A 25,195-nucleotide genomic window follows, 5' to 3' on the forward strand; every position below is an offset into this window, starting at 1 on the left:
GTGAAACTGATGTCCGGCTCTAAGGACTGGTCTTTATGTGAGCAGAATCTGTTCCTGAGGTTTCAGAGCTTCCGCCGGTGATAAAATCGAGATTATATACCGGCTCCTGCCCGAGCATTCCGGAGAGTTCATTAATTTTCTTTTTTAATTCAATCATCCTGAGCTCTCTGCCTACGGAGAGTTTGTTAAACTGCTCGAGTTCCTGGATTTTTGCCTGCAGTGCATTTTCATAGCGCAGCCGCTCGGTTATATCACGAACAACAACAAGGATTGCAGTTCCATTCTCATAAGCAAAAGGAGTTGCTGTTGCTTCTATGTCTATTACGGTGCCGTCCAGACGGACAAGCCTCCGTCTTGCTGCGGGAGCATATTCACCGGATGAAAGAGAGCTGGACACTCTGTTTTTGATATCCTCATGATCATCTGGATGGAAAAACTCAAAGGGCGCTTTACCGAGAATCTGATCCGAGTTCCGGGCGCCAACCATTTTCATCATTCCGGGGTTGCAATAAACAATTTCATTATTAAAATTAATATATATTGCATCCTGGGAAACTTCAATCAGTTTCCGGTAGCGTTCTTCACTTTCCTTAAGCGAATCCTGCATCAGTTTACGGTTGGTTATATCATGAGCTACTGCAAAGGAAATCTGTTCCTCAGGGTAGGGGTGCGAGACCCATGAAAGCCATCTGACAGAACCGTCCCTGCACAGATACCGGTTTTCAAACTCAAAAACCTCTCTGCCGTCAATGATAGAGCGGTTGGCCTGATTGGTTCGTTCCCTGTCATCCGGATGGATAAATTCATTCCATGGCTTTGAAAGCATTTCTTCAATTGACCACCCTAAGGTTTTTTCCCACGCCGGATTAAGCATTTTGAAATAGCCGTCATAACCGGCAACGCAGAGCAGATCAAGAGAGTGGCTCACTATTCTTCCGCTGAGCCGGAGCTGTTCTTCGGCTTTAATTCTTTCGGTAATATCCATAATCATGGCAACAAACACCTGGTCTGTGCCAAAGGGATGAAGCTGCAGATGAACCTCAACATCATACACGGAACCGTCTTTACGCCGATGGCGGGTAGTAAACGTAATCAGTTCTTTCTGCCCGCTGGTGAGCGGACTGATTGCCTGCATGAAGGTTTCCAATGTATAATCCGGCTTAATATCAACCGGCGTCATCCGGGTTATCTCATCGGAAGTATAACCGAGATTCCTGAGTGCTCCCTCGTTCACAAACCTGAATTTCAGGTCGGAGCGGTTGAAGATATATATTTCATTCAGACTGGTCTTCAGGATTTCCCACAGGCGCTTTTCTTCGGCTTCGAGCTGCTTCTGTGCGGTGATATCACGCCAGACGGAGCGGCTTCGGATAATGCTTCCCGCGTCGTCATAAACGGCGGAAGAATTCAGCAGTATATATATCAGGGTGCCGTCTTTTCTGACCACTTCCATTTCGGCATTTACGATTTTGCCCTCCCTGCGGAACTTTTCGAGATTACGCTTAAAATCTTCATAAGAGCGGGGATGGTAAAGCTCATTCACCGGCTTGCCGATCAGTTCCTCTTTTGTATATCCCGTAAGGATTGTGGCGGTATGGTTACACTCGATAATTCTGGCGGTCCCGGGATCAATGGAAACAAACATATCAGGGGAATACTCGTAAAGATCGGAATATTTCCGTTCGCTTTCAATAAGGCGCTTTTCAGATTCGGATCTCTGCAGTTCTTTCTGATAATTTCCGATGGCGAAAGTGATATCCAGCGCGATCTCTTCAAGAAGATTCAGTTCTTTCTGGCGGAAGAAATTTACTTCAGAGGAAAAAACGGAGAGCACATATTTTGCTTTTCCGTTCCGGAGCACGGGTGCTGAGGCCAGTGACTGTAACCGCCCCATCTCCGGGTATATCTTAAGGAAATCCTCATTAAAGAGTGAGTGAAGATTGTTCTGCACTATAATCCGGTTTTCTTTAACTGCCGCAAAGCAGGGTTTTTTACGAAGTTCTTCCTCAGTGGCGGCAGGCAGTTTTTCAAGAATAACATCAGACCCTGTTCCCAGAGCATAAAGGGGAATAAGTTTTTCGCCGTTATCATCAAGCTCCCCGACCCATGCAAGTGCAAATTCGCCGGTTTCTACTGCAATGCGGCAGATATCCCTGAACAGAGTTTCGGGCGGGGGTAGTTTTGCCACGGTTTTATTTGTCTGGCTGAGCATGGCGTAAAGGCGGTTCAGGTGACGAATTTCATTTTCCGCTGTCTTAACCAGGGTAATATCCGAAATAAAGCCCTCAAGCGCGGTGAGCGTGCCGCCGGTATATATGCCGGTTCCCCGCTCCCACACCCATTTGGTTTCACCCAGCGCGGTGATGATGCGGTATTCAATAACATACGGAACTTCTATCTCAAGTGCCGACTGAATTTTCTGCCAGACCATTTCCTGATCATCCGGATGAATAAGGGAAGCAAACGTCCGCACGGAGCTGGCGATGAAGTCAGCTTTCGGGTAACCGCTAAGCAGGTTAATGCCGTCGCTTATATATTCCATGGTCCAGTCGCGGTCATTTTTGCACCGGTACACCACGCCGCTGAGGTTATCTATCATGGTATTAAAAGCCCGGGCACTTTCACGGAACGCCAGATCAGCTTTTTTCCATTCAGTAAGATCCTGAAAACTGGTGGCGAAACGGTTCTCCCCCGTCCTGAAGGCAGAGATTAAAAAATATTTATCCAGCGGGGCATAATAGGTTTCGAAGACCCCGGGCTTACCGCTGAGGGCAACTTCTTTGTATATATCAAAATAGGGGCTTTCATCCGCTGAATATGCCTGGCGTGCAGGTTTGCCTTTCACCTGCTGAGCGGTTAGCCCTGTCATTTTTTCGTAAGCCGGATTCACATCCAGAATCAGGTAATCAACCGGGGTATTGTTTTCATCAAAGATAAGTTCGTGCAGGGCAACGCCTTCATTCATTGAAGAAAACAGCGCTACAAACTTACGTTCACGTTCTTCGGTTTCAGCCTGAAATCGTTTCTTTTCGATGATTTCCCAGATGATATCGGAAAAATAAGACGCTATAAGCACATCCGGGCCGGTATATTCTTCCGGTTTATTGCCCAGCCCGATAATAGCAACCACCAAACCGTTTCTGATAACGGGAATTACAAGCTCGCGAAGCAGTTCTGCGTGCCCATCGGGCAGTCCTTTTTTGCCAGGCACCTTTGAGTAGTCGTTATGGATAACGGGAGCTTTGGTATATATACACTCCGTCCAGATGCCTGCCTGGCTTACATTATAATGCAGCCCTTCCCCCTCGGCTTTGCAGTAGTGATTCCGGGTGTTTGTTGACCATGCCTGCAGCGAAATGGTTTCCTGATCTTCAAACACAAAATGAAGGAAACCAATGGTGCTTCCGGTAAGTTTTTCCATCTCATCCAGAGCACGGGTGAGGATTTCATTCTGGGAGTGATCGGCTGCGTAATTCAAAAGATTAAAATGTGCCTGAATCATTTTAGACCTCAGGCGGCTGGTGCTCTGGTCTCTGAAGACAATAACTGACCCTGCTACTTCGCCTTTTTCATTAACTATCGGAGCACAGCTGTCAGCAATAGGAATGTAAGAACCTCCGCGGGTTTTAAGAAGCATGGATGCATCAATATTTACCGGTTTTCCGGAAGAAAGCACTTCGGCAACGGGAGCGGGTTTATGTTCAAGGGTATTTTCATCAAGCAGCCAGAAGATGTTATCAGCCGGTTTGCCGGATGCATCATGCAGACTCCATCCCGTCAGTTTTTCGGCTGCGGGGTTAAGAAAACTGACGACGCCCCTGCTATCCGTGGTGATTACCGCATCACCGATACTGCGCAGAACGGTTTTGTGAGTCTGTTCTTTCTCCCAGTTCTGCCGGTATATATTGCGCTGGTTCAGGTGATAAAGCCAGAGCAGGCCGAGCACGATGGCAAGAAGCATAAAAACGATAAACCCTGCAGCAAGCCAGGTGATGAAAGTGATTTCCTGATATAACTCATCTTTATCAATCTTAGCAACAAAGAACCAGTCAGTGCCGGGTACTGATCCGAGATAGGCAAGAACAGCTTTACCTCTGTAGTCATCAGATTCCAAAAAGCCGGTATATCCTTTTACGGCTTTAATCGCTGCAACATCATTCCGGCTGAGAGGAATGTGCATTTGTAACGCGGTATTCCGGAGATGGCGCACCTCATTCAGGAACACAACGCTATCCCTCTCCTTTCTGATAAGGAGAGTTTCCGCGGTCCTGCTTTTTCCGGGCCACGTCTGAATATATGGATAGAGATATTGGTGAGGATCAATCCTGAATACCATAACCGCAAACACGGCATCGTCAGATTTTTTTACCGGTGCAATAACATCATAGTGGATCTGCTGATGGATACTGCAGAAATAAAAATCAGTGTGGATAATTTCTTTTTTTTGAAAAGACTCTTTTATGATCTCTTTGGCATAAGAATCCATGACAGCCGGGGTATCGGGTATGGCCAGGAAAGGGGAGCCGGTGCTGTCGGTGAAGAAAACCGAAATATACTCAGTGTTTGAAAACAGCCGGCTCATGCGCAGATTGATTTCGGCGGTAACGGCCGGTGCGGGCTTTTCTATATATTCGCTTATGAGTGAGGCTGTCATGGAAGAGCTGCTGAAAACATACGCGTCAAAGGTGCGCTCCTTGCGCCAGTTGACAAGCTGTCCGGTTTTAAGGCCGGCAACGGATCGGAGTTCTTCTGACTTTTGCTGTTGGAATGTGAAGGTCACCTGCCGGTAATAGAGGAAGACGGCAGTAAGGAGGGGAATACTGAGTATCAGTGCGGCAACAAGAATATGGGATTTCTTTGCCAGAAGACGGGCTGAAGCATTCAGGAGCTTCATATCTCAGAATCCTCAAATTCCAATCTGTGCCTACGCAAAGGGTGTTCCTGGTAATCTAAAAGTACAAGTTACAAAAACGGTAAATGATAACAAAACACGGTAAAAAATCAATGAATAATGTACAGGGGGAATTAGTAATTAGAACGGAGTAATTAGTAATGCTGACTCAGGAATTCCTTTGCGGCCTGGTGCGGGGTTGATGGGCCGCGGATGAAACGGATGCTGAAGCAGCGCTGATGAGCACGGATCGGAGAATTCTTTGCGGCTTAGAGCCTTTGCTCGATGTTATTGGAGAATGACTACTTTACATTTTCCATTATCCTCTATCCGTAATCATTTACTTTACTGCTGGTTCGGTCAGTTTGAGCAGGCGGGAGTCTGCATCCAGCTCTGCCTGAGTGCCGAAGGGGAGTGTATATTTGTTTGCTATGTGACCGAAGCTAAGGCCGTAACAGACCGGAATGCCAAGCCCGCCAAGGCGGTCGAACAAGACTTCCTTCAGCGTGAGGGATGAGGTAATGCCTGATTCGCTTTCTTTAGGATTGCACTTTGAAAATACTCCGAGTGCTATTCCTTTGCATTTCTCAATCGCGCCGGACTGAATAAGCTGTGTGAGCATCCGGTCAATGCGGTAGGGCTCTTCACGCACTTCTTCAAGAAAGATGATGGAATCAGTATAATCAGGATTATACGGGGTGCCGATAACGGAGACAACAAGCGAGAGATTTCCGCCAATCAGTTTACCGCGTGCAGTTCCGCCGGAGATGGTGTAAAGCTCGTAATCGGGATTGGCCGGATCGGCCGGGGCGTTATCAAGCGTATATACCGGCTGAGGGTTTATCAGCACATTGCGCAGATGGTTAACGCTGTATTCATTAAACGTGGAGATGCCGACGGGTCCGTGGAATCCGGTTAAACCGGTTTTTGCGTATATACCGTAAAAGAGCGCGGTGATATCGCTGTAGCCCATCAGCACTTTGGGGTTTTGTTCAATGAGAGGGTAATCAAGCATGGGGAGTATTCTTCCGCATCCGTAACCGCCGCGGGTGCAGATGATTCCTTTTACGGATGTATCGCCAAACGCCCAATTGATGTCATCGGCGCGTTCTTTATCGCTGCCGCCAAGGTAGCCGTATTTGCTTACCACTGCCTTCCCCTCAGCCACTTCGAAACCAAGCGCTTCGATATTGGCGCGGGACTCCTGCAATTCTTCCGGAGTGATAAATCCACCGGGAGATACCAGCGCGACGCGGTCCCCCTGGTTCAGGCGGGGAGGTATGATGGTTTTTTTAGATACGCTGCCTGCTTCCGAGCGGATAAATGGAGTGAGGGAAAGCAGAAGTGAAGAGGCGAGGAACTGCGAGCGTTTCATGAATAGTCCGTATATATGAGCGTATCAGTAATAATATCCGATGGAAAAATAGAGATAGATCGGGCCTGAACGGATGGGGGTATCGGTCAGGTTTTTGGTGAAGCGGAAACTTCTCCCGATGGAGAAATCAGCCGGGCCGATCGGGGTATTCAGCGAAAGGGTCATGCCGATGCCATGGCGCAGATCGTTAAAGCGGATCTGGTCTTTTACCTCCCACATAGAGCCCAGGTCATATCTGAAGAGGGCATAGCTTTCAAAGTATATATCAAACGGCAGCCGGACGCGGTAATCAACCGACGTGAGGAAAATCTGACGCCCGCGGAATTCATCTTCCCTCATCCCGAAGAAACTGTTCTGCCCCCCGAGCGAATAATGATACGGCAGAGGCATGGTAGCATCGGCAAACCCGACCTTTGCCCCGGTGCCGAGAACATGGCTTTCGGTAAGCGGTATATATCCTTTGTACTCAAAGCCAAGATTGGTAAACGCGATATCCGAGCCCAGTGCTTTTAACGCGGTTTCGTAATAGGCATGAAAACGGACTCCCCGCTCAGGGAACGGGTATTTATCCTGCGTGTCTATGGCGGAGGATATCTTTACGGTGGAAATATGGTCATGCAGTTCGCTCACGGAATTATCCCGCAGGTTTGAGGTCTGTATGGTCTCATATTTGCCTGTGATAATCAGATTGCCGAACCGCTTCACCTGTGAGCCGAGTGAAAGAGATATACCGGTAAAGCTCTGGCGGTACTCCCCCGAAATGGTTTTATTAAAATTCGCGGAGCTGATGGCATTCTCCCGGTATATATAAATATCATCCCAGGAGTAATAGGCATTTATGCGGTAGGTGAAATAGGTATCAAAAATCCGGTTAGCCCGGTGTTCTGCCCCGAGAATACCCGCGCGCGGAGAAAGAAAAAGAAGCAGGCCGAGCTCGCTGCCGCTGCCAAAGACGTTGTTATCACGGATATCAAAGCTGATCTGAGGGTTGTTTTCGTTTTCCAGCTTAAGACCGATGCGCATCAGGTTGGTTTCTTTTTCAAAGACTTCCATAATAAGCCGGTTGCGTCCGCTATCCTTGCTGACAGAAACGATGATATTTTCAAACAGATTTGTAGAGCGCAGATTGGTAAGCCCCTGCTGAAAACTGTCATAGATAAACAGATCGCCGGGGCGGAGCGGGAACTCCCGGGTGATAATGGTCTCCAGCGTGGAAGTATTTCCGATAATATCAATATCGCTGATGAGGCCTTCCTTAACGGATATATAGAGCACTCCGGTCTGGTGCGAGAACTGCAGGGTATCAATTTCAGCAAGAGAATAGCCGGCAGAGCGGTACATTTTAAGAATTTCTTTTGCGCCGTCCAGAATGCGGTGTGGAGTAAAGGGCTTGTTCAGCAGCCTTTTAAGCCGGGCGTTAACTGCAGCGGTATCAATCCTTTCAATGCCGCCATAGCTGATGCTTCTGATAAGGGGAGCACGCCTGCCGTGGATTGATATATATGAGGCATCTTCCCCTGAACGGATAACCGCGTAAAGAGAATCATACTCATTGCTGCGGTTAAGCTGGTAGAGGTCGTAAAGAATCCGGGCAGTTGAGAGAGAATCCGCGCCTATATATGAAAGAAGAATTTCGCGCCCGGCGGTAGAGCTTTCATCAATGGTAACCCGTCTGAGATACTGCTCGTTTTTCCGGAGATTGTCATAAAACCGTTTGTTATATACCTCTTCGAGGGAATCCAGAATGGGGAGTGTGCCCTCATAACCGAGATCAATCATGCCGGCAACTTCAGAAAAATCAGCCAGAGTGCTTGCTGAAACTCCGCTGGTGATAACAAAATCCGCGTTCTCAAGCTGCCTGCTGTTAAGGAGCTTAACCGGAATGCTGATTACCTGATCTGCCACAATCCAGGGAAGATCAAACCGGTCAGGGGAGTGAAGGTCACCCGTGGCATCAATGGCTAAAACAAAGTCAGCCCCTTCCTGACGGGCTATATCAACGGGGATATTGGCAACCAGTCCGCCATCCACCAGCAGTGTGGTATCATAGCGCACCGGTGAAAGAAGAAACGAAACGCTTGAACTTGCGCGCATGGCCTGGGTGAGAGAACCGCCGCGGAGTATATACGGCTCACCCGTAATCAGATTAGTAGCAACAGCGCGGAAAGGAATTTCAAACGCGTTAAAATCATCAATCAGCCGGACCGGTGCCTGAAAGGAAAGAAGATTCAGATAATTGGTAAGCCGCTGCCCGTCGTTAATGGCAGTGGGAAGAATTGGCTTGAGGCCGTCAAGCTGCAGAGTGAGAACGGCTTTATCCTCGCTGAGTTTCTGGTCAATAAAAAGCTCACGCCGGTTCTGCTTTGCCTCGCCGCCGAGCAGATCATCCCACTTGGTAAAGGAAGCAACGGAATCAATATCCTCAACCGAGTAGCCGATGGAGTAAAGTCCGCCGATGATGCTCCCCATGCTTGTGCCGACGACCAGATCAATCGGGAAACCGCGTTCGGTAAGAGCCCGGAGAACACCGATCTGAGCCAATGCACGCGCCCCGCCGCCACTAAGGGCAAGTCCCACTTTCGGACGGGGAACAGCTACTTTCTGCTTCAGTCCGAAGGGGAGGGACTTTTCAGCATACTCGGTCATCAGGATAAAGGTGGTATCCTGTGACTGAACGAAGCCGAAAGCCGGTAAAAGAAGAGCGATAATGAGAAGCAGTTTTATGATACTAATCCGGGAAAACAAAAAAAATCTGAACCACAAATTTAGGCAATCAGGGAGGAATAATTTGGGGGAAATGTGCCCCTCGACCCCCCCTCGACTTCGCTCGGGGACCGCCCTCGCCCCTCGACTCCGCTCGGGAACCTCCAGCCCGGTGTCCGAGCGGAGTCGAGGAAACCTCACCCTCCGAGCAAAGCCAATTAACTCCGGTTTCCGAGCGGAGCCGAGGAAATCCTACCAATATTAATTGTTTAGTTATTCCTTTTTCTTTATTCCCAATTTCCTCATTTTTTTAAACAGTGCAGAGCGGTCAATCCCAAGCTTTCGAGCAGTATAACTCATCTTCCAGTCATTACTTTCAAGATGATTAATGATGAAATCACGTTCAAATTTGTCTCTCGCCTGGTTTATTGAGGTAATTTGATCGCGTTCGTCTTCCGGAATACTTTCGAGCCCAAGAACATTTAATATATCCTTTGTGTTTATAATTGAGTTTTCGGTAAAAACAGCAATATTTTCAATGACGTTCTTAAGTTCACGAACATTACCAGGCCAGTGGTGTTCAGTTAATAAGTTAATCACCTGAGGAGTAAAATCAATAAGACGCTTATTGTAACTTTCAGCAAAGCTTTTGAGAAAGTAGCGGGCAAGAAGGGGGATATCATTTTTTCTTTCGCGAAGAGAAGGAACCGTAACCTTGACGGTATTAATTCTATGGAGTAAATCCCTTCTGAAACTGCCATCAGAAACCATCAAATCCAGATTTTTATTGGAAGCAGACACAACTCTTACATCAACCTTAACGGTCTTGTTGCTGCCGAGTGCATCAAGTTCAAAATCCTGCAAAACCCTTAGCAGTTTTGCCTGTAGTTTAAGATCAAGATCGCCTATCTCATCAAGAAAAAGTGTGCCTCCGTCTGCCTTAAATATTTTTCCCTCGTAATCACGGTCAGCGCCGGTATATGCCCCTTTTTTATGACCGAAGAGTTCACTTTCGAGCAGATCGCCGGGAATGGCCGCACAGTTGATTTTGACAAATGGTTTACCATTTCTCTTGCTTCGGTAATGGAGAGCGCGGGCAACAAGCTCCTTACCCACACCGCTTTCCCCCATAATGAGCACTTTAACATCGGTTGCGGCACATGCATAAATCTGATTAAGTAAATACATGAAAGAGGCACTCTCACCAATCATTGTAGAAACCGAATCAAGCTGTGAAAGCAGTTCTGCCTTTTCAGATCCGAGTTTCTGCTTTTCTGCTGCATTTTTAATGGTAATCAGAAGCCTGTCAACTTCAACCGGTTTTTCAAGAAAATCAAAAGCACCCTTCTTAAGCGCCTCTACAGCATGTGAGATACTGCTCTGACCGGAGAGCATAATAATAGGAGTGAAGCAATGTATTTTATCAAGTTCGCTGAGCAGATCAATGCCGCCAAGTTCAGGCATCACAACATCACTTATGATACAATGAAAACCCTGCTCTTTAGCCATCTGAAGGGCTTCGGCAGCAGAGTTGACGGATACCACTTCCATACCCCGGTTTGAAAGCATTCGCTCCATTGACTGCAGATGAACAGCATCATCATCAACCAGTAGAATTTTAAACATCAGCGACTCCGTTGTTTCCGGTTGGCAACATTACACGTACTATGGTGCTGTAAGCGGTACTTTCAGTAATATATATCTGGCCATGGTGCTCAAGAATAATTTTCTTTGCGATGGAAAGCCCAAGCCCGGAACCATCTGTTTTGGTAGTAAAAAACGGTTCAAAGAGTTTACTCCGGTGTTCATCATTTATACCGCATCCGTTATCACAGACATCTATCGTGCACATATCTAAAGAATCAGTTTTCAAGTTTTGTGCCAGATACGATTTAATAAGAATTTCCCCTGAACCTGACAGGGCTTCAATCGCATTTTTGATAAGAATTTGCATCACCTGCTGAAGCTGGAGTGCATCACCAAGTATGGTTATTTCCTCTTTTTCAGCAAGATTAGTAATGGTTATACCGGGAGTAATAAGTGAATAGAGCTCATCAAGTGCATTGCGTACAATCAGGGCAACAGAAACGCGGCTAAAATGGGCATTCTGAAAATCGGAAAACTGCGCGAATCGCTTGGTCATTTTTTTAAGACGGGTAATCTCTCCGGTAAAGTATTTCAAATCTGTCAGCATCTGCCGGTGAATCTCCTTAGGGTATTCTTCAATCTTTTGCTGAAGATTATCAGCCATAAGAAAAAGAGAGGAAAGCGGGGTTTTAAGATCATGCGCAAAGCGCTTAACGGTATCGCTCCACATATTCATCCGCTCTTTATGTATCGGATCAGAATAATCGAGAATCTCAATTAAATAACCAACAGGATCAGAATTTTCCTTATGAAGAGGATAGCCGTTTATCTGAAGGCGGAGTGTTTCATCTTTGTGCTGCAGGGTAAAATCTCTGACAACGGTCTTTTTATTCAGCACCATTGATGAAAAGGTATCCCGGAGAACGGGAAAAGAAGCGAACTCAGTTGAAAATCTGGCACCCCGATGCATCGAGTGATTCATCTTGAGCAGATCCTTAATAGCCGAATTAATTTTTACTATTTTACCTTTATGATCGAGCAGGATGATTCCCCGCTGTGCGTTCAGAAAAAGCTGATCAGAAAAATGATGAAAGAAGATACGCCGTTTAATATACCAATATCCCGAAAAAACAAAACCAAAACAGACAACAAATAACCCGGCGGGGTAGATGTAACGGTAGGGATACCAGGGGTTGGGTTTGTAATTAACGAAATAAATACCGTCTGAGGTTTCAATGGCAAGGTTAGCGCCGTTATAATAACCTTGTATTGAGTGAACTTTGTAACGAAGTGGGTCAAAGTGCATATCAATTTTGGTAAATTCTGAGAGGGTTGTGTCTGTAATCCAATAGTGAGTCAGATCTAAGAACAACAGTTTCTTCTCAGAATCGCTGCCCAACTTTATCTCAGCCGTAAACTCAAACAGAGCAGGTACCGACTTAAAGAAATGGAGAGAGAGGTTTTGATCAACAATAAATAAAGAGTCGTTAGTACAGAGAAAATTAGTATTTGGAAACAAATCTGGAATCTGAAACAGTGTGTAATTATTTGAAACCGGCAGCCGCATGGTCTGCAGGATATTTCCACCGGCAGTGATTGTATATAAAGTGGATTTTTTGATATCGGTTCCATAATTAGTGCTAATCAGGGTAAACAATAAACTATCACCAGAAGTGGTGGCAAAAGTAGTAAGTCCGGAGAACTCCTTACCAAACGGAATTGGTTGAAATAAAGGATTCAGGTTTTTGTCTAAGGTTACGAACCAGGTTTTGTCATCTTTATATTTTATATCACCATGAATGTTAAAGGAGCTAACAGACAGGCGGAAGTAAAATAGTGAATCACCCCGGTCGGTTGTAACAAAATTCGGATAACCAAGAGGCATTCCCCATCGGGGGGTTTGTGCAACTATTTTTAGTTTAACAAGGTCATAGACAATTGTTTTGCGCGGAAATTGTGAAAACCCGCTGTGAATAGATAAGACTAATTCATTGATTCCGTCTTGGTTAAGATCTGTAAATAAAGCACCATGAAAATAAACATCCCACTTACCAACTGGATTAAGAAAAACGTTCTCGGCCTTTGCCATAAAAAGCCGTTTTTTATAAAAATGGGGTTTTAACAGAGGGTCTATTATGTAAAGAAATAAAGAATCTTCCTTCTGAGTAAAAACATAATACTCTTTATCACCATCATTATTATAATCACCAGAAAAGGAAAACTTGGGAAGCCAACGCTCAGAGAAGTTCCATTGATCAATGATGTTTCCCTTCCCATTGAAGAGAACTAATGAGCTCTGCTTAAGGAGGAGATCGTAACCGAGAAAAACCCTCTCGGTTATACCATCACCCTCAAAATCAATAAATGCAGATTCAAAATCAGGAGCAAAGTACATATTGGAGAGGTCAACAACAATGTACTTATCTGATTTATATGGGAAAAGAGCGAGCAGAGAAAAGCACAAAAGAATAGAAGCGGTAATCTGAAAAAAGAAAACCCTGTGTTTTTTTATAAAGGAACCCAAGAACAAAGCCAACCGCCGCATGAATGCATCCTTTTATTGGAGGAAAAATAAACAAACCAGAGCAAATGGAAAAGAAAAAAGAAATAACGATGCAAAAAATCAACAAAAATGGGGGGGGGTGATTCCAAATGGAAACAGAAGAAGTTTTAAAGAACCACAAAACCGCTTTTAAATATCACAACCAATTTTTGAAGTATGGCATATAATTTGAATAAGTCGGACATGAGGTGGTGATTATACCGGTTTGCCAAAAGCCAGTAAAATATACTTAAACATTTTTCAGCAGACAAACTCAATAATCTATTCACAAAATCAATTGGAGTCAGTATGCACAGGCAACTACTTTTTTTATTTTTTCTTTTGTTTTTATCAGAAGGGCTGATACCGCAGACAAAGGAGAATCTCATTCAATCCACTAGCACTAGTGCTCTTACGATGTCCGAAGTCAAGAAAAATATTGAGGATATTACAGAGCTTTCACAAGTTGCTTATACTAATGCAAATGAGAAGGCACCCGTCATAGTAGGTACATCTAGTTACCTTTATGCTATTTATGAGTATAAGTTAGGTTCAAGCAATAGGGCAATTAAAATAAGGATTTCTACTAACAACGGTACAAGCTGGAATGATTGGGATTTGATTTCAAACACCACATATAATCTTGGCACCCCTTATGCATACATAGCAGGTTCCAAGTTGTATATCGTCTGGCAAGTTGAGTATTCGACCACAGATTATGATATTGAATTCTGCTCATATAATGTGGGGGCCACCCCATCAGGGTTAAGCGTTACCTGGGTAGAACAGAGCGGTAACAATACTTTCCGACCGGTTGTGGCTGTAACTTCTTCTGATATTTATGTTGGGTATGTCAACGGAGGAACCGGCAAGTTTCAAATCAGAAGAAGCAGTAACAACGGCAGCTCCTGGTCTGATATTTTTACTTCCTCAACTAACTTTGTTTATCCAAGCACTTTGTTAAGGGTTGATGGTACGGCAAGTGGGACAAATATGTTTGTATTCAACACAAAAATTTCAAATGTAGATCAAATAGTAGTTGTATCAAGAATGGGTTCAACCACCTGGAGTGAAACGTATGTATCTACTTCATCCGGTAACAAGAGCGGACCATCCATAGGCACCTATGGAAATAACTGGATTGTTGCATTTCAGGGAACAAGTAGTAATGTCAAGTATTTTTATAAGTCTTCAACTGCCTCATCGCCTACGGAATATACATTGGCAACAAGCGCAACATTTCCAACGGTTGAAATGACTGACAACCCAAGCGGCTTTGTAGTGTGTACATTCGTTAAAAATCAAAAAGTTTATAAAGTTACCTCCGGCGTTGCTCAATTACCAACATGGTCTTCGGAAGCAGCACTTTATACTGATGATATGCCGCCAAGCACCGATGATTTTATGGGTTTGCATCCGTCAGGCTCCAATGCCGGTGTAGTTTTTGCAAATCCATATCAGGGTAGCACAAGCGACTATGATGTTTATTACGCAGGGCTCGCTACTTCTGGCAATTGTACGCTTTCTATTCAGCCGACCACAAAGAATATTGGAGCTGAAGGGGGCAGTTTTACTATTTCTGTAACGGCAACTTGTAACTGGACCGCATCTGAAAGTGCCAACTGGATTACTATTACTCCCTCCTCTGGGAACGGAAATGGTTCAATAAATGTGACAGTTGATCCAAACACCAGTTTTAATAGCCGATCTGATATTATAGCTATTGCGAGTGGAACAACGGGGTTGATTTGTACAATAACCCAGAGCGGAGCGTCACAATCACTAATGATAAGTCCAGAAGAATATAGCGCGCCATCTGCAAATGCGGGGAGTTTCACAATTACTGTTAGCTCCAATTTAAATTGGACTGCCTCGAGTAATCAATCCTGGATAACAGTAAGTCCTCAAAATGGAAGTAATAATGGCACGATAACGGTAAACTACACGGCAAACACTACATCAAGTCAAAGAACTGGAATGGTTACTGTTCAGGGTGGTTTGATTTCCGTTTTTTGTGAAATTTCTCAACCTCCAGCAACAACGAATCAATTAAATATTAACCCAACCACTTATACTGCGTCTTCCAGTGCTGCGGGTAGTTTTCCGATAACAGTTACATCCAATGTTAGTTGGACTGCATCTGATGACCAGACATGGATAACAGTCACGCCAACCAGCGGAAGCAACAATGGAAGTGTTACGGTCAGCTATTCTGAAAACACATCCCCAACACAGAGGACTGGAACAGTTACCATTACAGGTGGAGGAATTACCAAGACATGTCCTGTAACTCAGCCCGGTCCGCCAACTGGTAGCATTGTATGGCAATTTAATATTACGGTGGCATCGGGAGCTGATAATGGCGCACTTACTATTGGTCAGGGTGAGGGAGCTACTGACGGGCTTGATGCACAGTTTGGAGAGGCTGAGCTGCCTCCTATGCCGCCAACAGGTATCTTTGACGGAAGAATGGAACTGCCGACTACTCCATTCGCTACCCCTTCCTTGAAAGATTTCAGAAGCAGCACTATAACTACAGCTCTATATACAATGCGATTCCAGCCGGGCTCCGGAGGTTATCCCATGAATTTTTCCTGGAATCCAGCTTCATTGCCCGCAAATGGAATGTTTACGCTTAAAGGTGTACTGTCCAACGGTACGCTCATTAATATAAACATGAGAACACAAAGCTCATATAGTCTTAGCGATCCTGATGTCAGCCGACTTCGGATAGAATATGCACAAGGGATACAATCAACGGTAAGCTATTCATCTGGTTGGAATCTTTTATCAGTGCCGGTAAATTCATCAAACATGACTAGATCTGCAATTTTCCCGGCCTCCGATTTAGTTTATAAATACTCAACGGGATATACTTCGATACCTCCTACCGGCTTAATGGAAAACAAAATAGGGTATTGGGTAAAGTTTACTTCCGGCGGTTCGGTTAGTTTGCAGGGACAGATGGTAATAGGAAATATACCTGTTGTTAGTGGTTGGAATATTATTGGTCCTTTCCATTATTCAGTTCCGGTTTCAGGAATCACAACTAATCCGGCGGGAATACTTACAACGGGTTTTTATGGATATAATAACGGATACACAACCCCAACCACGCTTGAGTCCGGAAAGGGATATTGGGTAAAAGCAAGTCAGGCGGGAAATATTATACTTCCTCCTCCGGCAGAAGAGGGATCGCAGGGGGGTGGAAAAGAAAAAGATACTCCATTAGCAGCGCTTCACGAAATTTCACTTACGATTTCTGATGGTGCCGGCGGATCACAAATCTTAAAAGTTGGAATTGATCCAAGTGCTACCGATGGTCTTGATCCGGCATTAGGTGAACAAGAATTGCCTCCTGCTCCACCAACTGGAGTTTTTGACGTAAGATTAAATTTACCAGTTAACCCATCAATTCCATCCTTTGTTGATTATCGGCAAGGGACATCAAGCGGTGGATTTACCAAAATATATACAATTAAAGTTCAAGCTGGGAGTGGCCCGTGGATGACCTTAAATTACAATTTTACTCCGTACTCTACTGGCCAGATTTCTGGTAGACTACAAGCCCAAAGTTTTGATTCGACTCTCGATGCAAACATTAGTGGTGTGGGAAGTCTTATCTTTAGCGCGACAGAATATTCTCAGTTAAGATTAACATTAACCTTCGGCAGCCCCGTCCCTGTTGAACTCACCTCCTTCACTGGTACTGCTGTAAACGGTAAGGTTTTGCTTAATTGGGCTACAGCAACAGAGATGAATAATAAGGGATTTGAAGTTGAGAGAAGAGCTGCCGGTGCTGCGTGGCAGAATATCGGATATGTTCAAGGTAACGGAACAACAACCGAACCACGGCGGTATTCTTTCACTGATGCTTCTCTGACAAAAGACGGTGATTATGAATACCGTCTTAAACAGGTGGATCACAACGGTGATTATGAATATTCTAAAGTCATTGCGGTAAATGTTTCTGTTACACCGGAAAACTTTGTTTTGCATCAGAATTATCCGAATCCGTTTAACCCATCAACTCAGATTTCTTATTCACTTCCTTCAGGAAGTTATGTGAAACTGGTTCTCTATGATGTTATCGGAAATGTAGCCGGATATATATATGACGGTTATCAGGATGCGGGTCATCATTCAGTAAACTATGATGCTTCCCATCTGACAAACGGAGTATATTATTATCAGATAACAGCGGGTGATTTCAGGGCAGTGAAAAAACTCATTCTTATGAAGTGATATAATATCCTCTCATTCATTCGGGCTGCCCGTCTTTGTCAGACGGGCAGCCCTTTTTTTTCTTGATGGCTTCCCCCCTCGACTTCGCTCGGGAACCGACCCTCGACTCCGCTCGGGAACCGACCCTCGACTCCGCTCGGGAACCGACCCTCGACTTCGCTCGGGGACCCCCCTCGACTTCGCTCGGGGACCGGCTTAGGGAGCGGTTTAGGGGGCAAAGGACGGGAAGGACAGCAAGGACAGGAAGGACGGGAAGGACAGCAAGGACAGGAAGGACAGGAAGGACAGCAAGGTTAAGATGGACAGTAAAATATAGAAGGACAGCAAGATTTAGAAGGACAGCAAGGACAATAAGACAGCCAAACCTCTTTGGAGAGCACGGGCTGCCCAGCCGGGCAAATCTATACGATAGTATCGTATAAAAATTGCCTATTCTATTTGGCAGTATCGAATAAAAAAGGCTATTTCCATTTGGCAATATCGAATACTTTTTCTAATTTTGGGAAAAAGACGGAAAATTGTTCTGAAAATGGATCAGATCAGAGAAGACCTTTATAATTATAATCCCTGGTGGGAGGGGGAGTATGCCCCACAATATCACCCGCGGGAGAGATATCTTCGCGTGCTGAGAAATTCACTCAACCGGAGAGAGGTTGAGATTCTGACCGGACTGCGCAGAGTTGGCAAGACTTCCATTATGAAGCTTTTTATCTCTGAACTTTGCCGGTCAGTTGAACCAGGGAAAATTTTCTACGCATCGCTGGATTCCATTTCGCTTGAAAAATTTCAGATAGCCGAACTGGTGAGGGAATTTAGAAAAATTCATCAGCACAGGCGGGAAGAAAAAATCTATCTCTTCTTTGATGAGCCCGCCTACCGTGAGAATCTTCATCTGGAACTGAAGAATCTTTATGATTCAGAGAATGTTAAAGTCTTTGTTTCCGGTTCATCTTCCGCTGTTCTCAGAGACAAGGGGGCATTACTGACAGGAAGGGCAAGGGTTACTGAAATTAACCCGCTGAGCTTTTCTGAATATCTTGAGTTCAGAAACATTACTATAAAGAACTCAGAGCTTTACCTTACCGAGAAGTACTTCGAGGAGTATATGCAGGATGGCGGGATGCCGGAGTATATACTTACCAAAGATGTGGAGTATCTGAACGCGCTGATCGATTCAATTATCTATAAAGACATTGCCTTTTACAGGGGTGTAAGGGATACTTCATCACTGAAAGAGTTTTTCCGGCTGTTAATGGAACGTGCGGGAAAACAGCTGTCGATTAATAAAATATCCAAAGTAACAGGCATATCGCCAGAAACCGCCGCCCGGTATTTTGAATATTTCCAGAGTACTTACCTGATTTATGCCATTGAGCGCTGCGGTAAGCTGAATGAGCGGGTGAGGGCCCCAAAAAAAATATATGCTGCCGATACCGGCATAAGAAATTTTATCACCGGATTCAGGGATAAAGGCGCGGTTTTTGAAAATCTGTTTTATCTGCTGATCAGAGAAAAGTCCCCATGCTATATTTATAAAAACACCATCGAACTTGATTTCTTCTGCCAAAATACGCTCTATGAGATTAAGTATAGCAGAGAACTCCCTAAAAATCAGGAGGAGCTGTTTAACAGTTTTCCGGCAGCAAACAAATACTTAATTTCAGGTATTCAGGATTATATGAGTTTTGTGGAGGGAAAAGCAGAGAAATAGTTCTGCCAGCGAAGCGGGTTTTTCAACCGATCATCATAATTTTTTGCTTTGCACGGCAGCATTTTTCAGCAAAAGTAATTTATTCCTTAAGTTTCCTGATCACTTTAGAGCAAGACCGTACAATATATTTTCAATCTATTTCACTATGAGAGCTCCAATGAAAAACCTACTGTTTCTCCTCCTCCTTTCCGCGGCTGTTTTCGGGCAGGGCGCAAGGGAATCCTTCTATGATATGAATGCCTTTTCTTTTACCTCCCCCGGTGCCATGAAATACGGGCTTTACGGGTTTGACAACCCCGCACTGCTGGCCACCGTGACAGCGCCTGATTTAATGGTGAACTGGACAACTTTTAAGAAGAAGTGGGATGATGTCCGCCGCGTGGGTGTATATACCGCTTCTCCGGGATTCGGTTTTGCGGTGAATGATCAGAAAGTATTTAACAACAAGGTTACCGACTACCGCGTGTCATTCGGCGGGGGCTCGGCGGCTTACGGATTTGGTTTCGGATACGGCTGGTCTAACGGCGACCGTGATGTATTCGGGCGTTCATCACTCTGGACATTGGGTATCCTCAGCCGCCCGTCTCAGTATTTTTCAATTGGCTCGGTGATGTATATACCTGAGAAAGCCGAAACCGAAGCATCCATTGACGCTGCATACCGCCCCTTCGGCAATGAAAAAGTTTCATTGTTTGCCGATGCGGTTTTCAGAAAAAATGCTCCTGATGATCTGAGCAAATGGAGCGCGGGAATTGCAGTTGAAGCGCTGCCGGGTTTCAGGGTAACAGGAAGATATTTCGAAAAGAAAGCGTTCACGGTAGGCGTGCAGCTTGAACTTGGGGCGGCGGGATTTTCCTCACAGTCCTATTTTAACACCAACAGCGATTATGCTTTTAACTCTTACGGCATAAGACTCGGCGCGTACGACCGCAATCTTGCCGAGCAGTTCCAGAAGCCTGAGGGATATCTCTATCTGAAGATGAGCAGCGGAGTCAAGTATCAGCGCTACCGCCTGTTTGATAACGCAAACACGCTTAAAGAACTGCTTGAGAATCTTGAACACGCTAAAAACGATCCGGCAATCGGCGGTGTTGTTATTAACACGGTTGATTTTTATACCAATAAAGTAATGTATTGGGAGATCCGTGAAAAGCTGAAAGAAGTGAAAGCCGCCGGGAAGAAAGTAATTGTTTATCTGGAGCGCGCGTCTCTTGACCTTTACCGCTTTGCAACCGTGGCTGATGAAATATATATGGAACCGCTCGGCTCCATGACCATGGAAGGATATATACTCGGCCGCAGTTATCTGAAAGGCACGCTGGAAAAACTCGGGATCGGGTATGATGAGTGGAGATTCTTCAAGTATAAATCAGCAGCAGAGGGACTTTCCCGCGAATCAATGAGTGAAGCTGACCGCGAACAGCGTCAGGCACTGGTTGATGACTGGTATGATGAGGTGAAGGGTGAAATCACACAGGCGCGGAATCTGACCGGCGAAAAATATGATGAACTGGTTAACAAAAAAGTATTCTTTACCGCTCAGGAAGCACTTGATAATAAACTGATTGATAAAATTGCCCGCTGGGATTCTCTTGATGCTGCCATCCGTGAGAATGACGGCTATTTTGTTTCAACAGCCGGTCTCAAAGGCAATAAAGCACCGAAAGATAACCGCTGGGGTGTAAAGCCGAATGTTGCGGTTATCTACGCAATAGGCGCCTGCGCAATGGATGAAGGTATCAACGCACGTTCATTAGTGAACTTTGTAAATAAGGCGGTTAAGGATGATAATGTAAAAGCAATCGTCCTCCGTGTTGATTCTCCCGGCGGTGATGCACTTGCTTCCGACTATATATCAGAAGCACTGCTGAAAGCAAAGGGAAAGAAACCGGTTATCGTTTCACAGGGAAGCGTTGCCGCATCAGGCGGTTACTGGCTTTCGATGTATGCTGATACCATCATCGCGGCACCGGCCACCATCACCGGATCTATCGGCGTTATTGGCGGATGGTTCTATAATAAGAATCTTCTTCAGGATGCCGGAATCACGCTTGATCATGTGAAGAAAGGGGATCATGCTGATCTCGGATTCGGATTTACTTTCCCGCTGATCAACTTTCCTCTTGCACAGCGCAACATGAATGAAAATGAGCGGAAGATGATGGAAACCATGATCACAGGTTTTTATAAAGACTTTGTTAATAAGGTTGCAAAAGGCCGCAACAGTACATACGATAAAATCCACGAAGTTGCACAGGGCAGAGTGTGGACCGGTACCGATGGTCTGGGACTCGGTCTGATTGATCAGCTCGGCGGCCTTGAACTGGCAATCAACATTGCTGCCGATAAAGCCGGCTTGAAGAAGGGTGACTATAATGTCATCGAAATGCCGGATGCTCCGCTGCTTGATTTCGGTATGTTTATGCCGTCGTTAATCAGTACTCAGGTAATAAATGTTCCGCTGCTTAAGGATGCCCGTTTCAGAGCGCAGCATAACGGAAAGCCGCTGATGATGCTTCCGCTTGATCTTGCACCGGATACGGATTTTGACGCACTGATGCCGGAATAATAGACAATGAACAATGAATAATGAAAAATTATTTTATCTGATTAATGTTTAATAATTAAAGTTGAGGCGGTGTATGTTTGATATATGTGCACCGCCTTGGTTTTCATAATATATAGGGACTAACATGGAAATTCTGATCGTAATACTGCTGGCAGTTTTGCTGGGATTAGTTGTACTTCTTTTGATACGCAAAAACACCCCGGTGGTTCCGCCTCAGCTTGAGCAGACGCTAAACGGTATATCTTCAGCACTGCAAAAGCTTGAGACCGGACTTAAAGATGATTTCCGCATTAACCGCGAGGAGTCATCCAGAATAGCACGCGAGAACCGTGAGGATCTCCGGCTGCTCCTTTCTCAGATTCAGACTGATATCACCACAACGCTTAACAATGCCGCGCAGGGGAATCAGGCTATTCTGAAAGAACTTACCGTTACACTGAACAATAGTCTTGCCGAACTTTCAAAGAAAAACGAAAATCAGTTTGCGGCTCACCGGCAGGATTTAATAAGCGGTCTAAAAACTTTTTCCGAAAGCAATATTATACAGATGGGTGAGGCACGAAAAACCATCGAGGCAAATCTGCGCACACTGCTTGAACAGGCAAAGAGCGAAAGCAGCGCGACCCGCGAGGCGCTTGCAAAATCGCTGAAAGATTTTCAGGAGGGCTTTGCTGCAAATGTTGAATCATTCAATGCTCTGCAAAGAGAAAAATTCACAGCACTGGAGAAAAAGCAGGATGAACTGATCTCCGGCACAGAAAAGAAACTCGAACAGATGCGCGAAACAGTTGATGAAAAACTGCAGAAGACGCTGAACGAACGCCTCACGCAGTCATTTGAAACTGTTGGCAAGCAGCTTTCAGCCGTGCAGGAAGGGCTGGGTGAAATGCGCAACCTTGCACAGGATGTTGGCGGGCTGAAAAAAGTTCTGGCAAATGTTAAACAGCGCGGCTCATTCGGAGAAGTGCAGCTTTCGATGCTTCTTGAGCAGATACTGGCGCCTGATCAGTATGATGCAAATGTAAAAACCAAATCCGGTTCATCTGATATCGTTGAGTTTGCGGTAAAACTCCCGGGTAAGGACAATGACCGGAAGTATATATACCTTCCTATTGACGCAAAGTTTCCTAAGGATGCATATTCATCGCTGCAGGATGCATACGAGCGGGGAGATCAGCCGGCGGTTGAAGAAGCGCAGAAGCAGCTCTACTCAACAATCAGGAAAATGGCAAAAGATATCAGCGAAAAATATCTTGATCCGCCAAATACTACCGACTTCGGTATTATGTTCCTTCCGTTTGAGGGTATTTATGCAGAAGTAGTCAGAAAAGCATCTTTGCTTGAAGAACTCCAGAGGGATGCCAAGGTAATAGTAACCGGCCCGACTACGCTGGCGGCGATTCTGAACAGTCTTCAGATGGGATTCCGTACGCTTACCATACAAAAGCGGTCGAGTGAGGTCTGGGATATACTCCGTGAAGTAAAGAAAGAATTCGATACCTTCGGCGGACTGCTTGACAAGGCACAGGAGAATATTCAGAAAGGATTGAACACTCTTGATGAGGTAAAAGGAAAACGCACCCGCGCAATCCAAAGACGGTTAAAAAATGTACAAAGCGGGGAAACAAAACTGCTGCCAGGAACAGAAGAACTGTTTGAGGAAGAAGAGAACAGTTAAAAATTATGAAATTTGAATTTTGAAGTATGAATTAGGCGTGTTTCAAGCAGATTAACGCAGAAACCATTACTAATTTCTTCCTGTACATTGTACACGGATTCGTTTCCCGCAGTCTGTCGCGGCAGACCGCAGATTAGCGAAAAAAACGGTCTTATCGTAAACGAAAACCCGCTCAAAGGTGCCAAGCCGCAAAGGAGAAATTAATGCAGAGTTTCCGGCCCCCTTCTCCCTTTCTGGGTAGATGGGCTTGGGATGATGGTTCTTATTTAGGGAAGCAGGAATGCTAAAACATACCGGCAATCTCAGAAATAATGTCACCACTTCGTGGTTTGGGTTGACCAGATTAATTCCTTTGCTAAAATAATACCACCACTTCGTGGTTCCTCACAAGTGGTTTCCCGCAGATTCCGCAGATTAACGAAGAAACCATTACTAATTACTCCTTACTAATTACTAATTTATTCCTGTGCATTGTAAATTGTTCATTGTACATTGATTTGTTTCCCGCAGATTAGCGCAGATTTGCCCCCTTCCCATTACTAATTACTCATTCCTCATTACCAATTATTTTTGTCCCTTTTTTCTGACCCGGGTTACTATTCACCTATCATTCATCATCACAAAGGAGTCCCCATGTTCCAAAGGCTACGGATTACCCCGAAGCAGCATACAGCCTTCCTCTTGGCTGTGGTTTCCATCAGTTTCTTTCTTTATGCGTATTCATCCGGTATTACGGGAATGACCCAGCTTAATGGCGCGGGATGCACCTGCCATGGTGATCTTTCCGCCGGAGTAACCGTCAGCATCGAAGGACCGGATACACTGAGTCCCGGTCAGGTTGCCTCGTACACTGTTTCCATCTCAGGCGGACCTCTCACCCGCGGCGGGACGAATATCGCGGTATCAGGCGGATCTCTGGCCACGCTTCTTGGCTCAGGATTACAGAAAATCGGGAACGAACTGACCCACACTTCACCAAAGCAGCCGGTCTCAGGCGCTGTAACGTTTGCTTTTAATTACACAGCACCGAACACAACCGGTAATGTAACGATGCATGCAAACGGAAACAGTGTGAATTTCAACGGCGGTAATGACGGAGATCAGTGGAATTTTGCTCCTTCAAAAACCATCACCGTGGCAAACATTGTTCCGGTTGAGCTGACCTCATTCACTGCGTCGGTATCCGACGGTGAAGTTGCGCTGACCTGGTCAACCGCAACCGAAATGAACAACAAGGGCTTTGAAGTTGAGCGCGCTGAGGTCACCGGCGGAATTAAGCAGGAGTTCACCTCCCTTACCTTTATTCAGGGTTCAGGCACTACCACCGAACAGCGTGTATATAACTATACCGACCGTCCCGGCAAAGCGGGCCTGTATCAGTACCGCATCAAGCAGACCGATTTTGACGGATCATTCACTTATTACAATCTTTCCGCTGAGACTGAGGTAACCATGCCGGAGCTATTTACGTTAGAGCAGAATTATCCGAATCCGTTTAACCCATCAACCCAGATACGATTCTCGCTGGCCTCGGAGTCATTTGTAACCATGAAGATATACTCCATCACCGGTCAGGAAGTAGCCACACTGCTTCAGAAGCAGATGGAAAAAGGAAGCCACAGCATCAGCTTCACGCCTGATGACTACGGCCTTACCAGCGGTGTGTATATATACACTCTTGATGCCGGTGACTATAAAGCTGCAAGAAAAATGGCGCTGACGAAATAATTGATAGCGGATAATGGAGAATTGATAATTATTCAATATCAAAATAATTGAAATCCGTAGGGACAGGCCGCGACCTGTCCTAATGCGGCAAATGCCTGCCAGTTATTACCACAAAACAAATCCTCCGGAAGAGAAATTCTTTTGGAGGATTTTTTATTTATAGTAT

Annotated in this window: 10 protein-coding genes; 5 read left to right on the plus strand and 5 right to left on the minus strand. The window is 45.3% G+C overall.

Annotated features, from left to right (window positions below; genetic code table 11):
- Positions 1-19: 19 nt before the first annotated feature.
- From HRU80_02720 to HRU80_02740, 5 genes are all read right to left on the minus strand, one after another.
- Positions 20-4,894, minus strand: a complete 4,875-nt coding sequence (locus HRU80_02720) for a PAS domain S-box protein (GenBank protein QOJ27838.1) — start codon at positions 4,892-4,894, stop codon at positions 20-22.
- Positions 4,895-5,231: 337 nt separating this feature from the next.
- Positions 5,232-6,266, minus strand: a complete 1,035-nt coding sequence (locus HRU80_02725; protein ID QOJ27839.1) for an LD-carboxypeptidase — start codon at positions 6,264-6,266, stop codon at positions 5,232-5,234.
- 24 nt (positions 6,267-6,290) lie between these two features.
- The gene (locus HRU80_02730; GenBank protein ID QOJ27840.1) at positions 6,291-9,011 is read right to left on the minus strand and encodes a patatin-like phospholipase family protein; all 2,721 of its coding nucleotides are present in this window, start codon (positions 9,009-9,011) and stop codon (positions 6,291-6,293) included.
- Between the two features lie 231 nt (positions 9,012-9,242).
- Positions 9,243-10,595, minus strand: coding sequence for a sigma-54-dependent Fis family transcriptional regulator (locus tag HRU80_02735; GenBank protein QOJ27841.1), 1,353 nt, complete (start codon positions 10,593-10,595; stop codon positions 9,243-9,245).
- Entirely contained in the window at positions 10,588-13,101 is a 2,514-nt protein-coding gene (locus HRU80_02740) for a hypothetical protein (GenBank protein QOJ27842.1), read from the minus strand. Before HRU80_02740 ends, HRU80_02735 begins: the two co-directional genes overlap by 8 nt.
- A gap of 306 nt (positions 13,102-13,407) precedes the next feature.
- On the opposite strand from HRU80_02740, the gene HRU80_02745 reads away from it, so the two are divergent.
- From HRU80_02745 to HRU80_02765, 5 genes are all read left to right on the plus strand, one after another.
- Positions 13,408-17,343, plus strand: a complete 3,936-nt coding sequence (locus HRU80_02745; protein QOJ27843.1) for a T9SS type A sorting domain-containing protein — start codon at positions 13,408-13,410, stop codon at positions 17,341-17,343.
- A 538-nt stretch (positions 17,344-17,881) separates the two neighbouring features.
- Positions 17,882-19,054, plus strand: coding sequence for an ATP-binding protein (locus HRU80_02750; protein ID QOJ30435.1), 1,173 nt, complete (start codon positions 17,882-17,884; stop codon positions 19,052-19,054).
- Between the two features lie 157 nt (positions 19,055-19,211).
- On the plus strand, positions 19,212-21,623 hold the full coding sequence (sppA, locus tag HRU80_02755) for a signal peptide peptidase SppA (protein ID QOJ27844.1): 2,412 nt from the start codon (positions 19,212-19,214) through the stop codon (positions 21,621-21,623).
- 547 nt (positions 21,624-22,170) lie between these two features.
- Positions 22,171-23,301, plus strand: coding sequence for a DNA recombination protein RmuC (rmuC, locus tag HRU80_02760; protein QOJ30436.1), 1,131 nt, complete (start codon positions 22,171-22,173; stop codon positions 23,299-23,301).
- A gap of 633 nt (positions 23,302-23,934) precedes the next feature.
- Positions 23,935-25,029 carry a T9SS type A sorting domain-containing protein gene (locus HRU80_02765; protein ID QOJ27845.1) on the plus strand — a complete coding sequence of 365 codons (1,095 nt, stop codon included), beginning with the start codon at positions 23,935-23,937 and terminating at the stop codon, positions 25,027-25,029.
- The last annotated feature ends 166 nt before the right edge of the window (positions 25,030-25,195 follow it).

The organism is Ignavibacteriales bacterium (assembly GCA_015709675.1).
GTDB lineage: Bacteria > Bacteroidota > Ignavibacteria > Ignavibacteriales > Ignavibacteriaceae > H2-BAC3.